The following is a 16,795-nucleotide window of genomic DNA, read 5'->3' on the forward strand; positions in this document are numbered from 1 at the left end:
GTTTCGCACTTGGAGCATTCCATTACACGGGAGGATTTATTTATAACCTTGCGGATTGCCTTCCTGCCATCGCCAGGCATCAACACACATTGCTTCCAGGTTTAACTTGGCTGACCAGCCCAGCTCGGCTGCTGCACGCTGTGGATCAGCGTAACAGCTGGCCACATCGCCCGGCCGACGGTCGGAAATCACGTAATCCAATGTCTTACCGCAAGCCTTTTCGAACGCCTTGAGCATATCGAGCACCGAGTAGCCGATACCTGTGCCAAGATTGAATGCCCTAATACCTGCTTGGGCGTTCAACCATTCCAGTGCACGCACATGCCCGTCAGCCAGATCCATTACATGAATGTAGTCGCGAACGCCGGTTCCGTCATGTGTTGGATAGTCGCCACCGAACACATTCAGCCGTTCACGACGGCCGACAGCTACCTGAGCTATATAGGGCATCAGATTATTGGGGATATCTGCAGGATCCTCCCCTATGAGACCAGACGGATGCGCCCCCACGGGATTGAAATACCGCAGCAATGCAATATTCCATCCGAGATCAGACGCATGCAGATCCCCCAACAGTTCTTCAATCATGAGCTTGGAGCGACCATAAGGGTTGGTCGCGCTGGTAGGAAAGGCTTCGTTGATTGGAAGGGTGGCTGGATCACCGTAAACCGTCGCGGATGAGCTGAACACGAGGTTCTTGACGTCGGCGCGTCGCATCGAGTCACACAAAACGACAGTCCCGCTTACATTGTTATGGTAATAACGCAGCGGCTGCGCAACAGATTCACCCACGGCTTTCAAACCGGCGAAGTGAATGACGGCATGAATTTCATTGGAGGAGAACACATTATCGAGCAGCGGCGCGTCGTTGATGTCGCCCTCGATAACCGATACCGTTTTGCCAGTGATTTGCTCGACCCGGCGCGTAGCCTCGGGGCTGCTATTGCTGTAATTGTCCAGCACCAGCACCTGATATCCCGCTTCAAGCAGCTTGATACAGGTATGCGAACCGATATAACCGGCACCGCCGGTCACGAGAATGGTTTTGCTCATTCGCCGCGTATCCCTCACCCAAAAAAGTGAGGGGAGTATATCAGACAGGCAGAGCGATCAATGAGGCGTGCGACCAATAGCGGCACCCGCCTCATAGCTACGTCACAATGCGCGAATACTATCGAGCAGCTTCTGTGTCTCACGCTCCATCAATGCGGCATCACCACGGCTCTCCACGTTCAGGCGGATCACCGGCTCGGTGTTGGAGGCGCGCAGATTGAAGCGCCACTCATCGAAGCGGATGCTGACGCCGTCGGTGTAGTCGACATCCAGCGCATCCTTGGCGTACTGCCCTTCGATGGCCTTCAGTACCGCCGGTGCGTCGCTAACCGTCAGGTTGATTTCACCGGAAGAGGGAAACGCAGCGATACGCTCATCAACCAGCGTCGACATCGGCTTGCCCTTGCGGCACAGCAGCTCGGCTACCAGCAACCAGGGAATCATGCCGCTGTCGCAGTAGGCGAAGTTACGGAAGTAATGGTGGGCGCTCATCTCGCCACCGTAGGCCGCGTCCTCCTTGCGCATACGTTCCTTGATGAACGCGTGGCCCGCCTTGGTCTGCACTGCACGGCCGCCATTCTGCTCGACCTGTTCGATGGTATTCCACACCAGACGCGGGTCGTGGATGATGGCTGCGCCCGGCTCCTTCTTCAGGAAGGCCTCGGCCAGCAGACCGACGATGTAGTAGCCCTCGATGAATCGGCCCTGCTCATCGAACAGGAAGCAGCGGTCGAAGTCGCCGTCCCAGGCAATACCCATATCAGCGCCATGTTCCAGCACCGCTTCGCTGGTAATAGCCCGATTCTCGGTGAGGATCGGGTTGGGGATCCCGTTCGGAAAGGTGCCGTCAGGTTCGTGGCAGATTTTCACGAATGTGACGGGAATGTTCTTTTCCTTGAAGGCCGCTTCGATGGCATCAATGGCCGGGCCGGCTGCGCCGTTCCCTGCGTTGACCACCAATTTCAAAGGTGTGAATGCCTCGGGCTCGATATACCCCATCAGGTGCTCAACAAAGTCCGCACGGGTATCAACGAGCTCATAGCTGCCACGCTGACCATCCGGTACCGACGGATCACGACCATCCACTAGCTGAAAATGGCTGGCTTCGGCCATCTCGCGGATATCCTTCAGGCCGGTGTCGGCTGAAATCGGGCGACTGCCCTCGCGCACCAGCTTCAGACCGTTGTAATCGATCGGGTTATGCGATGCAGTGACTTCAATACCGCCGTCCACGCCCAAATGGAAGGTCGCAAAGTAGACTTCTTCGGTGCCGGCGAGGCCCAGATCCAATACGTTGACGCCTTCATCACGCAGGCCATTGGCCAGGGCGGCTTTGAGCTGCGGAGAAGTTTCGCGCACATCACCACCCAGCACGATGCGCTTGGGCTTCAGCCATTTGGCGAAAGCGCGGGCAATGCGGTAAGCGATGTCTTCGTTCAGTTCGGTCCCGAGCTGGCCGCGAATGTCGTATGCCTTGAAGCACGTAAGCTGTGTCATGTCAGTTTCCTATGATTTCCATTCTGCCTTGATCCGCCGCAACAGTCCGGCGGTGGACACATCAGTGTCATCCAGGCTTGAGTCTTCGCCACGAATCTTCGCCAGGGTGCTCATGGCGATCTTCTTGCCCATTTCCACGCCCCACTGGTCAAAGGGGTTGATGCCCCAGATCACCGACTGCACAAACACCTTGTGCTCGTACAGGGCGATCAGTGCGCCCAGACTGTAGGGATTGAGTTCGTCGAGCAGGACCGTCGAGCTGGACTGGTTGCCGCGATAGCGCATGTGCAGCGGCATGTCCTCGGCATCTTTGAGTGCCGCATCCCCGAGCGCCAACAAGCGCGACTGAGCCAGGCAGTTGGCCAACGACAGCTGATGCTGGGCAGCCAGTTCTTCCGCGGCCTCGTGGTGCTCGGCTTCGTGGTACCGGCGTACCGGGACGATAAAGTCGCAGGTAACCGCTTCGGTGCCCTGATGCAGCAGCTGATAGAACGCGTGCTGGGCATTGGGGCCGACGTCCCCCCAGATAATCGGACAGGTCGAACGAGCCACCGGCTCGCCTTCCCGCGTCACGCTCTTGCCGTTGGATTCCATCTCGAGCTGCTCGAGATACAGGGGCAACTGCTTGAGGCGACCGTCGTAGGGCAGGATAGACAGTGCGTTGATATCCAGAATATTGGTGTTCCAGACGCCAATCATGCCCATCAGTACCGGCAGGTTGTCCTGCCAGGGCGCGGTCTTGAAGTGCTCATCCATATCGTGCGCACCGGCCAGCAGGCGACGAAAGCCATGCATACCGATCTTCAACGCGATCGGCAGACCGATTGCCGACCACAGCGAGTAGCGACCGCCGACCCAGCCCCAGAAATCCAACTGGTTCTCCTCGGCAATGCCCCACTCGGTCATCTTGTTCGGCGATGCCGAAACGCCGATGAAGTGGCAATGCAGGATGCTGGAACTGGCGCGCTTGCCAAAGGACCGCTGTAACCACTGTAAAGCCGTCGCCGCATTGGTCAGCGTATCAATGGTCGTAAAGGATTTGGATGAGATTACAAACAGCGTCGATTGCGGTTTCTTGTCACGCAGGAGCTGAGAAAGCTGACTGCCGTCGATCGTCGACGCGAAATGCACGTTCAACCGATGCTTGGTCGGACAGGTGAAATCATTCAGCGCTTCGGTGACCATCAAGGGCCCGAGATCCGACCCCCCTACCCCGATATTGATCACATCAGTGATCACTTCACCGGTTGCACCGCGCCACTGCCCGGCATGAATCTGAGCAACAATCCGCTCCATCTGCTGCAACTGGCCATGCACTTGTGCAGTTACGTTGTCGTCACCCACCTGGCACTTGGCCTCGGCCGGCAAACGCAGCGCCCAGTGCATGGCCGCGCGGCCCTCGGTGCAGTTGACCTGCTCACCGCTGAATAGCCTGTCGATCCAACCCTGCAGATCGTGCGCGTCAGCCAGATCGATCAGATGGCGCAGGGTCTGGGTGGTCATCCGTTGTTTGGAAAAGTCGTACATCAGCGGGCCGAACTGCCGATGCATCTTGTTGAATCGCTCGCTGTCTTCGGCGAAGAAATCGGCAATATGCTGTTTCTCCACCGATTTACCGTGAGTGATCAGCTCGTCCCATTGCTTGTCTCTGGCTTCAGTCATCAGGGTCACTCAGCGTCGTCCAATCCCAAAATATTCAAACCCGTTCTGCTTCATGAAGTCCGGATCCCAGATATTGCGACCGTCGAGCAGCAACGGCTGCTTCATGGTGGCCTTCATATGAGACAGGTCAGGACTCATGTATGCATCCCATTCGGTTACCAGCATCAGCGCGTCGACATCCACAAGCGCCGCGTAAGGATCCTTGTGCAGAACCAGGTCGCGGCGATTGCCGGCCCACTCTGCCAATGCAGGTAACGCACGCGGATCATGAACATGCACCTGCACGCCCTGCGCCCAGAGCGCCTCGATCAATTTCAGCGCAGGAGCATTGTCGATACGGGCTGATTCAGGCTTGAATGCCACGCCCCAGATCGCCACCTTTTTACCCTGCAAATCGGTGCTGTAATAGCGCCACAGTTTGCGGAACAGCGATTCCTTCTGGCGTTCATTGATGCGCATTACCTGGTCCAGCAGCTGTGCCTGGATCCCGCTGTGCTTCAGCGTCGACGCCAGATTCATCACATCCTGCGAGAAGCTCAGCCCACCAAAACCGCAACCCGGGTACAGATAGCTATCGCCGATCCGCTGATCCCTGCCGACACCCTGGCGAACACGCTCGATGTCCACATCCAGCATGTCCGCCAGATTGGCCATATCGTTCATGAAGCTCAGGCGGGTCGCGAGCATGCCGGTGATGGCCAGCTTGGTGAACTCGGCCTCGCGCGGACGCATCATCATGATGTTGTCGCGGCGGCGGTTGTACGGCCGTAGTGCCTCGGCAACCATGCGGCGGCCCCAGGCCGAATCACAGCCCAGCAGCCAATGGTTTGCTGCGGTAAAACTCTTAACTGCAGCACCTTCGATCAATAGATCCGGCAGGCTGGCGGCGACACGCTGGGTGGACTCGCTGCCGGGTAGCTCAGCCAATGCGCGTTCCAGCGCTTCGGTAGTGCCGACCGGGAAGGTTGATTGATTCACCACCACCCAGCTGCGGCCGCTTTCGGTCGGCAGCTTGCCGATGATTTCGAAGGCGAGATCGACGTCGGTGGGCGACAGCGCCAGCCAGATGATCGCGGCGCGCTCATCGGGCGGCATATCACCGGCAGCCAGTTTGAAGCGGCCGGCTATGGTTTGTTCGGTGACCAGTTCAGCCAGCCCCGGCTCACGATAAGGGCAGCCGCCATTGGCCAGGGTTGTTGCTGCGGGTCCTTCCGGCACGTGCAAACACACGTTGTGACCTGTGGAAGCCAGGCCGGCAGCACTAACGAGCGCGCACAGCGTGTCTCCATACACATCGATATACATTGCGCTTAGATCCTCACTGGTACTGCTTTAACAAGTCCCGGAAGTCGCTACCGAGTTTGGGGTGTTTAAGGCCATAAGCCAGAGTGGCTTCGAGGTAGCCGAGTTTGCTCCCGCAGTCGAAGGAGCGACCACGTATACGGAAGGCATCAACGCCCTGCTCTTCCATCAGCGTAGCGATGGCATCGGTCAACTGGATTTCGCCGCCAGCGCCTGGGGGGGTGTTGTCGAGCAGATCAAAAATGCGTGCCGGCAGAATGTAACGTCCGACGATGGACAGGTTGGAAGGCGCTTCATCACGCGGCGGCTTCTCCACCACACGATGCATCGGCGCGCCGTCGCCCGCTTCGAGCTCTGCGCCACTGATATCCACCACGCCGTAGGAGCTGACCTGGTCATAGGGCACCGGCTCAACCATGATCTGGGCATTACCGGTTTCATGGAAATGCTCGGCCATGACACCCAAGTCAGTGCGCGTGCCTGCCTGCTGGACCAGCACATCGGGCAGCATGACTGCAAAGGGCGCATCGCCAATGATGGCGCGGGCACAGTTGATTGCGTGCCCAAGACCCAGAGCCGAACCCTGACGCACCACCGATACTTTCAAACCAGCGGGGGCGGTTTCCTTCAACACCTCGAGCAATTCATGCTTGCCGCGGCGCTCGAGCTCGGCTTCGAGCTCATAATTCTTGTCAAAATGATCTTCAATTGCGCGCTTGCTGGAATGGGTTACCAGCACGATTTCGTTGATACCGGCGGCGAGCGCTTCCTCAACCACGTACTGAATCACCGGCTTGTCTACGACGGTGACCATTTCTTTGGGAATAGCTTTGCTTGCGGGTAAGAAACGAGTACCAAGACCTGCGACGGGGAGAACGGCTTTAGTAACCTTCACGGAAACTCCATGTAGTAGAAATCGATGTCAGTAGTCCATGCATGCCATAAGCCTGCGGGGGTGCAAGCCAGCCATGAAAGGGACGCCAACCTGCCTGTTGTGTGGAACGTTTTTCAGCAGGTAAGTTCCGTCAAGAACCAAATTGTAATCAAGCGAACGCGCCGTCTGAAGCGCGAGACACCCCGGCCGCGGAGCCGCCTGTGAAGACCGTCCAAAACAAGCTCAGCTCACGGACCGGCGCTTCGGACAAAACGTCAAATTACGTCAGTCATGTGTTAACGACCTGCCGAGAATATCCTCGTAAACCTCCAAGGTATTACGATAGGTTACATCCCAACTGAAACGGCTGGCCTGTTCCTGGCCCTTCCGGCTCAGCTCGCCCCAATGAACAGGATCCAGGACTCTCTCCACCGCCCACCGGATATCTTCCACCTCACCCGTATCGAGTAACAAAGCTGCTTCCCCAGCTACTTCTGGGATAGATGAGCTCCTGACAGCGATAACAGGGCATCCTGCACGCATCGCTTCAAGGACGGGAATACCGAACCCTTCATAGAGCGACGGATACACCAGAGCCAGAGACCGGTTGTATTCGAGATTCAGAGCTTCATTGCTTAAAAATCCGGCATGCCGATAACGGCCTGGCAACGTCCGTTCCAGGAACTCTACTTCATCACGGGTGAAAGCTCCCCCCCCGACGCAAAGGAGTTCCAAATCGCGCAGAGGCGAAATCGCAGCGGCTACCGCGGAAAAATTCTTGTACCCGCCGCGTGCGCCAACGAACAGTAATTGAGCACAGCGCGGAGTACCTGCAACAGGAAAGTAATTTTCGGAGACACCGTTATGAACCACAACGATACGAGCTTCGTATTGATGGCCGAAGAACTCTAGGAGATCCCGCTTTGTGCTCTCGGAAACGCATATAATCCGGTCTGCGCTGGCTACTGATCTTAGTTTTTGCAGAGTATGAACCCATCGGCGAGGACCTTTTACATACCTTTCATACGTAAAGTCGTGGACGGTCGCAACTACAGCCCCGTGCTTGCGGGAGGGTACTCGATAATAAGTGCTGTGAAATATGTCGTATGGTGCTTTCACTGGAAAGGCCATGTACCGCTGCCATGGATATTTCAAATCTTCACATTCAACGCGGTAGCTCTCAGGAGGCAGGCGCTGAATCAGCTCATTAAAAAGAACGGAAACGCCCCCTGACTGTTGCAATTTGTATATCACCCCATCATAAAGAATCATGCATCACACACCTAACGCTAAAGAACAGGGGTAGAACGAGCTAAATCACTGCCGATTCGACCTACGGAATAACAACGCCAGCCAAGAGACCAAGCAGCTCGGCGCTGTAATATCGAGCTTTCCTTCTATCAACAACCGCCGCATATGGAATATAACAAGTAACCATTAGCAAGCGCTTCCCCAGCTCCCTGTGTAACCTGTGCTTTACACATAGCCTTGAGAACCCACACCTATAAGTAAATACTCTTCGTAACTCATCAAGATTGGAATAGTCCCTTATCTTGTTCGGATGATAAACCTTAAAACGCGGATCGTAATAAATCGAAAAGCCTTCTTTCAGCATCCGAATTACAACATCTCGCCCCTCCTCCGCACCATGGAAAGTGCCAACCCCGAGCTGTTCATCAAACAAAACTCGAGTTATAGCATCCCGACGAAAGAACATGGTGGCTTCAACGAACTTTCCTGCGTGATCATCCAGGGTCAGGTAGGATGCAGAACCTGAAAACTGGATCACGCTGTCGCTACCATCTCTTTCTATGCATCTGCCAGCACAAACTGACACAGACGGGTTAGCTTTGAAGTACTCATCAACGTCTTGAAGTATGTCGTTAACGAATTCACAATCATCATCAGGAAAGAAAATAAATTCGCCCAGACTATGTTCAAGTCCGTAATTCCTGGCTCTCGCCGCCCCCCTGAAAGCCACTACGTGATGATGTATATTCAGGCTGGAAAACTCACTCACCAGCTTATCCAGCATGCCCCTCTGATTCTGATCCACCAATATTATTTCAAAGTTAGAATAGGACTGCCTTACTATCGACTTGAACAACGCACGTAGCTGCTCGACACGTCCGAGGGTCGCTATAACCAGGCTAAATCGAGGCTTCATTCGTCGACTCCGTGAAAGTACAGACAACTACCAGGCTGAAAATTATTAATATAATATAACCTAGGGCAAGCGACAGTATCGATCCTGCCGCTCCATAAACAGGAGCCAGGGAAAAATTACCCAACAATACTACGAGCAACCCCAAACCATACTTAATTAGCACCAGCCGCCCCAGCGAGTACTTATAGAAAAAAATCGAAAGCGATAGCTCCACGAAATACAAAAAAACCACAAGCACCGCATATTTTATATTTAACGCAGCCGCATAATAATCGGCACCGAAAAGCCCCCGTATTATAAACTCACCAAAACCGTAGAACAAAGATACGACACCCAGCCCCAACGCGACCATCACCGCAACCACGGTTATCATATTACGCCGCACATCTTCGATAGACCCAACGCTGTATATCAACAGCGGAGCCAGACTGATAATTACGATATTGCCCAGCAGATACAGGTTCTCGGTGATCTGCATCGCAGCGGCATGGGCTCCAAAATCCCCCGCATCTATGAGGCCAGGCAATATCAGCCTGTCAATCCTTTGCATAGCCGAAAGCAAAAAGAACGCCAAACCAATCGGCGCGCCAGCCTTCAGCAGCTTGAGCATGTATTCAGACGAAACGTTGCTTATATTAATTTTGCCAAGTACCTTATATCCCAAGTACGTCAGCGCCAAAGCAACCGCAAGTGACTCGAGCAACCATGCAAGCGCATAGACTTCAAGTGCAGCGACACCCATATAGAACAGAACAACTACCAAGACAGTCTTGACTATAGTTCCAAGCAGCTGGATGAGGGCTGTTTTCTTATTGTCAGTGCGAGACTGAAACAGAGCAATTATCACTCCGAACGGCTCTTTAAGAAACAGCATCAGCCCAAAGATAACAATATATAGTTTTTCTTCTGGGCCAAACAGCAAGACGTAACAAATGAAAGAAAAAAAGGTCACGAACGCCAACCAGAATCGCAACACAAAAGTATTAACACAGATTTTTCGTTCATCTTGCGGATTAGCACTCAACTTCGGAACTATTACCTCCGCACCACAAAAATAGGTAAAAGCAAGAAATATATTAAAAGCCGCCAATCCATATTGGAAACTACCGTAGCCCTCAACTCCCACCGCCCGCGCAATCAGTGCACTAGATAACAACCCGCACGCGATGATCCCGCCGCGCTCAATAGCGAGCCAGGCAATGTTACGAATCATCTGAAAGTATCGTCCGACCACGCTCAGCTCGTTGCCCTGGATATCTGAGAGCGCGCCAGGTCATAAGAACACGCGATCATTTTCGTACGTACTCGTATATTTTAACTGGATATTTAAGAGGAACAATGAAAATACTCGTCCACACTCCGTTCATTCGGCACGCATCGACCAGCGCTTTAACCCGTTTAACGCGATCCATAAAGGATCGATTACTAACTCCACCATTGCGCATTCTGACTATAACCTCAGGCAAAAGCTTTGCCTTCATATTACCTTTTGCCAAATATCGAACTAACAGCTCAAAGTCTTGCGGCATCGCATCATCCAGCAAAAACCCACCATATCGTTCGAAAAAAGAACGTTTGCACATAAATCCAGGATGAGCAGGCATCATACCCAAGCGAAAAATAGTCTTGTTGCAGTAGCTTATTCTGTATCGTCGAATTACCTTGTCGGTAGCTATTGGGTCGACAATATCAACATATCCATACACGGCGTCAGCGTTTGTCTGCGTCAAGCGACGGACCATACGGGTAACCACACCCGGATCGGCGAAAAAATCATCCGAGTTCAGGAAACAAAAACAATCCCCGGTGGAAAGCTCGATGCCCTTGTTCATCGCGTCCCACAGACCTTTATCCGGCTCGCTCACAATCCGAGTCACTCGGGTTGAGTACTCATTAATAATGTTAAGGGTCGAATCTTTAGAACACCCGTCGACCACGATGTATTCCAGGTCAGTATAATCTTGAGAAAGCACAGAATTGATGGCTTCCCGAACAGTGGTCTCGCTGTTATAGCAGACTGTAATAACCGATACTTTCATGCTCATCCTTTAGATGCAGCCAATTTTTGCTTCAAAGCGACCACTCGTTTTTATGAGTTGAGCTGCCATCTAATCGTTGTCGGAACCTGGTTCCGACGTCGATTTTCTTGACAAATGATTATATCTACCTTTTCAAAAAGACGGGTGAATCTCCTTATCACTGCCTTGTTTCAGAGTATAACTGGTTGCCTAATGTGTCATTCGAGTCGCCTTCAAGCCGCATTCCAGAGCGACTCGCGATAACCAGCCAGCCCAATACCGAAACTGCAAAAAGAAAAAATGTCGGCGTAAAATAACCAGCCCCACGGGCGAAGAATTCAATGAAGGATGCGTAAAAGCATACAAAAATAAACACTTTCCCGCCGGCATGATGGTGGTTGTAGGCGTAGCGGATCTTTAAGAACGCAATGAGTAAGCCGACGCAGTAAAGACCCAGAAAACCCAACCCTATGATGCCGAACTCCCCGACCAGTTTAGCGGCGGTTGTACCACCATCGAGGCGGGTAATCACTTCGATGCCTAGCTCTTTCATCCGATATGCCGCTTCCCCGAAGAAATCTTCCAGACCATATTGTTGAAACCCCACTCCCCACCCCCCAGTGGCATCGAGCATGAGCAAAGTGGACTCCCAGCCTTGAATGAGCGTGAGTACCGAGAGATTATCAGAGGATGCTGAAAACGTAAGACGGGACGCGAAATAATCAGTGCGGAGTACGTAGATTGATCCAACAACCGCAAACAAGCATATGAAGACCCTCGACAGGGTTATTTTTATGCTCAATACGACACACATCAAAACCACCAGAACGGTGGTCAAGCTTTGAACCAGGACCGCCCACACTGCCAAATAGCATAAATAGATGACGTTGAATCGTAATCGAGAGACGAACGCATATATCAATAGCGGCGCCAAGATTAGAGAAAAATGCGATGGTTCGGCAAAGAGCCCCACCGGTTTGTGGGTCGTGTAAGCGAATATTCTCATGCCCAACAACCCAAACACCGAGTTGATCAACAGGCCCCACAACCCTAGCTCAACCAGCCTGTCCATTGTGGGCCAGGATAAAGGAATGAGTTTGTTAGCGGCGATCCATGAGGCAATCAGCATCATGATCAGCAGGAGATAACTTCCGATGAACCTGCCCAAAGCGAAGCCTTCTTCGAACAGAATCCCTACTACGGCATGCAATAGAACTACGAAAGGAATGCCGATCAGCCACCCTGAAGCTATAGGTAATGGCGTAATAATCTCGCGATCACGATCGAAACAGAAGGTCAAAGCCAAGCCCACAAAGCAGAGCGCCAAGCCCGCCGCCATAGAGCTTTGTCCGGTAGAGGTCATAACCAGACTAGGGAGAAAGATGACGGAAATGAAAAGCGTCGCATAAACGAACATAGACATTAACCGCGAATTCTCCCGATAGGTATTTGGAGGCGGACCGATGCGGTGCTCCGACGCCTATTTAAGCCCAAATGCATCATGCGATTCCCTTGAGGCGAGAGATTTGCTATGCAGTTCATAGCCCTGACGCTCTCCGCTTGATGAAGGCTTAGCGACGTGGCACGTAGCGCGCTTTGGCTGACGAGGACCTGAGCGAAATGCGAAGCAACGCTATCCCTACCCCTAAGAGACCGCCCAGAGCTATTCCTAGAAGTATCGCCAGCCCCTTCCTCGGCTTCACCGGCGTCTCCGGCACCTCAGCCGCACCATCAAGGGTAAAGACCGAAACGGCATCTTCGTCCACGCTGATCCCGCGTAACATGGCGAGCTGGCTCTCCAGCTCCCTCAACTCAGGAATGAACGGCGCATCGTTTTCGCGGGCTTCCAGTATCGCCAGCTCTGCCTGCAGGGCTCTGGATCCGCGCATATACATCAGGTCGCCCTCTACGAAAGCGGCAAGCTCACTGTCCGCAAACGCTCGACCTACGGTAGCCTGCGGTTGATCGATGCCCAGTGACGACGCAATGGCAGATGCCTCTCTCAATCGCGCTATGCGATCCAGACGCTGCTGCTGCGCCAAGCTGCGAAGGCCGCGAATCCGGCGTTCGGCAACCCTACTCCGGATGGACACCTCACTCAGTACGTTATTGACCATTTCATGTGTAGCGTTGCTTGCAGCAAGAGCCACATACTCGTTCGCCCAGGTCGCTGCCAGATGGGGATCTTCCAGCTCGACGACAACTTGATAATAATCTGGGCGCCCATGCTGGTCGGGCTGGCTCACGATCAACTTTTCAGCGAAATCCCTGCGCAGATTGTCTCGTGCATCCGTGTCCTCATCTGCCATATCGACCCCGATATACGGCAAATAATATTGCTCAAAGAAGGCGTTTCTGAGGGATGAGGAAAGCAAGTTACGTTTGAACACGCTATACACTTGGTCTGCCGTGTATTCGCTAAGCGCTACAGCGTTCTGACTCTGCCCTTGAGCGGCAGTGACGGACAACCGGCCCAAATTAAACGCAGCAATGTCGCTCTGGCGGGGAGGAATGACAGTGGCTTCGGTTTTGTATACCGGAGTAGCCAGCAAAGCATACGCAACAGCAAGCAGAAGACCGAGAGCAGTCACTGCGAGGACCAACCACTTTTCTTTCCAGAGGCTGGTGCAAAGCTCATATAGATCCATTTCGCCCGCATTGTCGCGTAGCGTTGGTTTTTTTATGTCTTCGTGCACAGTAACCTCATAATGGAAATATTAGACACGCTACCGCCCCAAGATTTGCTGTCGTTTCTCGAGAACAGACCCAGATGCCACATCACCAATCGATGCTCCAATCGCTTGTTATCAGCCAGATTCTGAGCTCGCGACTGAGACCGGCTGTTCCAAAACGTTAATTTCCCGCCCAGTACCGGCGCGAATACTATCTCGTTGGATTGGCTAGTTACAACTTTGTCGCCTAGGGAAGACCAGAGGAGAGCCTGTCCAGTCAGGATGGCTTAGGAGTAGCAAGAGCTCGATTGGTTCCAGCCAGAGCTTTTGGCGGTCGGCTTCTTACAGAATGGAGTTGGATAGAGCAAGGGAGGAGCTGTTCGCAAATCTGCGAACCAATGCTGATAACATCGTCGATCGGCGGAAGAAATGTTACACCCCTGCGGTACGCCGAGATCCGCAGGATATCAAAACCTGTTGGCGGCTTCGAATGCGGCCCAAGCCAGGGAAAGCCAACCCAGCACCTTCGGCACCATCCTGGGAGTATAGCGCCCCTGCACGACTTGAGCCGGGGTTGAGCGCCCCTGCGCTACGCCAGCGTCATACGGGGTCACTAAACCCAACCCGGTCCGCGGTCCAATTGCCCGGAACCGCACGCCAATTAGCGCGTCGGCGCGCAGGCGCACGCCAACCCCAGGGATAACCAATCCGCAGCCTCTGCGCCATCCTGGGGGTGCAGCGCCCCTGCGCTACGCCAAGCCTGCCTGGGGGTGTAGCGCGCCTGCGCTACGCCGAGCCTGCCTGGGGGTGTAGCGCGCCTGCGCTACGCCAAGCCTGCCTGGGGGTGTAGCGCGCCTGCGCTACGCCAAGCCTGCCTGGGGGTGTAGCGCGCCTGCGCTACGCCAATGTTTCAGAAACACCGCCCTCCGGGAACCGTAGCTCCAAACTACCCCAACACCGTTCCCGCCCCCAACACCACCCCAGCCTCCACCACAACGCCGTACCCGCAGCTACCACCAGCCTGCAACCAAGCCCGGGCACCGACACGCACACCGCCAGCGAGCTGCACACCCACCCCAATATGCGATAGCTCTTCCATCACCACATCATGGTCCACCGTCGCGTTGGCATTAATAATCACGCCCTTACCCACCTCAACAACCGTGCCCACGACAGCACCAGCCATCACAGCAGTACCTGCTCCGACGACTGCACTAGGACTTACCCAAGCCTTGGGATGCACAACAGAAACCAGCTCAACCCCTGCACCCTCAATCAAACCAATCCATTGCTCCCGCACCGCGTTGTTCCCTACCGCAGCGATCGCGCCCTGACAACGCTCAGCAACCTGAGCAACATCCGCAACCTTACCCAGTACGTCAAAACCCAAAGCCTCAGTCACATCCGGCCAGGCATCATCCAGAAACAGCACCTGATCCCACTGCCCATCCAATAACGCAGCCTCGGCCACAGATTTACCATGGCCACCTGCTCCCAACACCAGCAAGGTGCCGCTCATGCCTGCACCTCAAGCGCTCCGGCCTTGAACCTCACAGCTAATATGGCCAACGGCACATACGCAATCAGCAGGCCCAGCAAACCATCGACATACCCTAGCGCTACAGCGCAGGCCCAGGGCAGCAACCAAAACAGGTTTATGCCAAGCACCACCAGGGTTACTGGCAAATGAGAACCCAGCTCGCGCGACGCAAACTGATACGCATGGCTACGATGAGCCTCATACACCTTGTCGCCCCGCGCCAACCGGCGAAACAGCGTCCAGGTGGCATCCAGTACAAACACGCCCAGCAGAATCAGCCAACTCCACAGCAACTGCGGCTCAACCATCGCCGCCGTCACCGTCAGCACACCCAGCATCAGGCCGAGAAAGCCACTTCCGGCATCCCCCATGAATATCCGCGCCGGCGGGAAGTTCCAGCACAGAAAACCCGCCACAGCAGCGGCGAGTACCAGCAGCACGAGTATCTGATCATCATGCCCAAGCAACCAATAGATCAGAGCACCACCAAGACAAGTGGTAATCGCCTCAATACTGGCAATGCCGTCAATGCCGTCCATGAAGTTATATAGGTTGAGCAACCACACCAGAAAGAACGCCGCCAGGGCATAGACCAACCAGACAAGCTCGACCGTCAAGCCCGGCAACTGCAGCACCAGATCACCCTCCACCCAGAACAACGCCCAGGCAGCAGCGGAGAAATGCGCCAGCAACCGCCAACGAGCAGCGATATGCCCATGGTCGTCGAGAAAGCCAACCATCGCGATCAACAACCCACTGCCGCCGAGACCAATCACCCACTGCCAGGACACCTCGCTGACGAAAGGCAACAACAGGAGCGCAGCAAGAAACACCGCCACAATCGCCACACCACCCCCACGGGGGGTAGGTATCGAATGCGAGCTACGTGCATTGGGGATATCGATCAGGCTATTAGCCAGGGCATAACGGCGAAGAGCATAGGTCAATAAACAAGAAATCCCGGCCACGGCCAGGATCAAAAGCAACCAGAGCATACAGTTTCCTTTCAGTGACTCATTATTCCCGCGAACGCGGGAACCTATAGCCGCACGTACTCAACGGCCCGCTAAAAACGCATCAGCGGTTTTTTTCAACGCGTCATCCACCGACACGGGCGGCTGCCAATCAAGCGTTTCACAGGTATGTCGAATATCCACCTGCAAAGACCCGCACAACCGCTGCGCGACTGCACGCTTGCCCAACATACCCGCACCCAGCTCTAACAATCCCGCCGGCACCGGCAATAACCGCGGCGCCTTGCCCAATGCACGGGCTGTACGCTTGAGCAGTTCCGTAGTCGACAGATCTTCCCCATCGCTCACCAAAAATGTCTGGTTTGCGGCAGCAGGATGATCTACGCAGGTCACTATCAGATCAACCAGATTATCCAGCGCCACCATGCTGCGCTTGTTATTGATCGCACCGAGCGGCAGCGGCACACCCTTGTTCATCCAATTCATCATGCTCTGAAAGTTAGCCTTCACGCCTGGCCCATACACCAGCACGGGACGGATGATCACTACTTCCATCCCCGTTTCAACACCTAGAGCCTTGAGCCCCTCTTCTGCCTCGAATTTGGATATGCCATAGGGATCCTGGGGCGCGGGCTTATCGAAGGCGGTGTAGGGACGGCCCAACGCAGTGCCTTCACCATTAACCTTGATTGAACTGATAAATATGAAGCGCTTTACACCCGCCAGAGCGGCTTGCCTTGCTAGTGCGAGCGTGCCCTCTGTGTTTACCTGCCTGAAGGCTTGTAAGGGATCACTGGCAGTGTCATCCATGACATGAACGCGGGCAGCGGAATGGATAACCACTTGCTGACCTGCCAGTGCAGATGCCCATTGAGTGTCTGCGGATAAACCTTGCACATGGGCACTAATTGCACGCGTGTCAATACTGGTGCTGGTATCACGCACAGCCGCCGTTACCTGGTACTCATCGTCTAGAAGCCGGGCGAGTAGAGCACGTCCGACGAAACCAGTGGCACCGGTCAACAAGATATCCATA

Annotated in this window: 14 protein-coding genes; all 14 read right to left on the bottom strand. The window is 54.3% G+C overall.

Annotated features, from left to right (window positions below):
- Positions 1 to 36 precede the first annotated feature (36 nt).
- Entirely contained in the window at positions 37 to 1,053 is a 1,017-nt protein-coding gene (galE, locus tag HG264_RS06900; RefSeq protein ID WP_169406975.1) for a UDP-glucose 4-epimerase GalE, read from the bottom strand.
- A gap of 102 nt (positions 1,054 to 1,155) precedes the next feature.
- Positions 1,156 to 2,550, bottom strand: a complete 1,395-nt coding sequence (locus tag HG264_RS06905; RefSeq protein ID WP_169406976.1) for a phosphomannomutase CpsG — start codon at positions 2,548 to 2,550, stop codon at positions 1,156 to 1,158.
- A 9-nt stretch (positions 2,551 to 2,559) separates the two neighbouring features.
- Positions 2,560 to 4,212 (bottom strand): glucose-6-phosphate isomerase, encoded by a 1,653-nt coding sequence (pgi, locus tag HG264_RS06910; RefSeq protein ID WP_169406977.1) that lies wholly within the window; start codon positions 4,210 to 4,212, stop codon positions 2,560 to 2,562.
- A gap of 9 nt (positions 4,213 to 4,221) precedes the next feature.
- Positions 4,222 to 5,517, bottom strand: coding sequence for a UDP-glucose/GDP-mannose dehydrogenase family protein (locus HG264_RS06915; RefSeq protein WP_169406978.1), 1,296 nt, complete (start codon positions 5,515 to 5,517; stop codon positions 4,222 to 4,224).
- Between the two features lie 13 nt (positions 5,518 to 5,530).
- Positions 5,531 to 6,409, bottom strand: a complete 879-nt coding sequence (gene galU / locus HG264_RS06920; RefSeq protein WP_169406979.1) for a UTP--glucose-1-phosphate uridylyltransferase GalU — start codon at positions 6,407 to 6,409, stop codon at positions 5,531 to 5,533.
- Positions 6,410 to 6,673: 264 nt separating this feature from the next.
- Positions 6,674 to 7,660: a glycosyltransferase family 1 protein gene (locus HG264_RS06925; protein WP_169406980.1), complete on the bottom strand. Its 987-nt coding sequence runs from the start codon at positions 7,658 to 7,660 to the stop codon at positions 6,674 to 6,676.
- 61 nt (positions 7,661 to 7,721) lie between these two features.
- Entirely contained in the window at positions 7,722 to 8,555 is an 834-nt protein-coding gene (locus HG264_RS06930) for a glycosyltransferase family A protein (protein WP_169406981.1), read from the bottom strand.
- Positions 8,539 to 9,768 (bottom strand): oligosaccharide flippase family protein, encoded by a 1,230-nt coding sequence (locus tag HG264_RS06935; protein WP_169406982.1) that lies wholly within the window; start codon positions 9,766 to 9,768, stop codon positions 8,539 to 8,541. The genes HG264_RS06930 and HG264_RS06935 overlap by 17 nt, the downstream gene beginning before the upstream one ends.
- A 76-nt stretch (positions 9,769 to 9,844) precedes the next feature.
- Positions 9,845 to 10,594, bottom strand: coding sequence for a glycosyltransferase family 2 protein (locus tag HG264_RS06940; protein WP_169406983.1), 750 nt, complete (start codon positions 10,592 to 10,594; stop codon positions 9,845 to 9,847).
- 157 nt (positions 10,595 to 10,751) lie between these two features.
- Entirely contained in the window at positions 10,752 to 11,996 is a 1,245-nt protein-coding gene (locus HG264_RS06945) for a hypothetical protein (protein WP_169406984.1), read from the bottom strand.
- A gap of 148 nt (positions 11,997 to 12,144) precedes the next feature.
- A complete protein-coding gene (locus HG264_RS06950) occupies positions 12,145 to 13,269 on the bottom strand; it encodes a Wzz/FepE/Etk N-terminal domain-containing protein (protein WP_169406985.1) in 1,125 nt (374 codons plus the stop codon).
- 922 nt (positions 13,270 to 14,191) lie between these two features.
- Positions 14,192 to 14,764 carry an acetyltransferase gene (locus HG264_RS06955; RefSeq protein WP_169406986.1) on the bottom strand — a complete coding sequence of 191 codons (573 nt, stop codon included), beginning with the start codon at positions 14,762 to 14,764 and terminating at the stop codon, positions 14,192 to 14,194.
- On the bottom strand, positions 14,761 to 15,780 hold the full coding sequence (locus HG264_RS06960) for a glycosyltransferase family 4 protein (RefSeq protein ID WP_169406987.1): 1,020 nt from the start codon (positions 15,778 to 15,780) through the stop codon (positions 14,761 to 14,763). The genes HG264_RS06955 and HG264_RS06960 overlap by 4 nt, the downstream gene beginning before the upstream one ends.
- A 60-nt stretch (positions 15,781 to 15,840) precedes the next feature.
- Positions 15,841 to 16,794 carry an SDR family oxidoreductase gene (locus tag HG264_RS06965; protein WP_169406988.1) on the bottom strand — a complete coding sequence of 318 codons (954 nt, stop codon included), beginning with the start codon at positions 16,792 to 16,794 and terminating at the stop codon, positions 15,841 to 15,843.
- Position 16,795 lies beyond the last annotated feature (1 nt).

Source organism: Pseudomonas sp. gcc21 (genome assembly GCF_012844345.1).
Classification (GTDB): domain Bacteria; phylum Pseudomonadota; class Gammaproteobacteria; order Pseudomonadales; family Pseudomonadaceae; genus Halopseudomonas.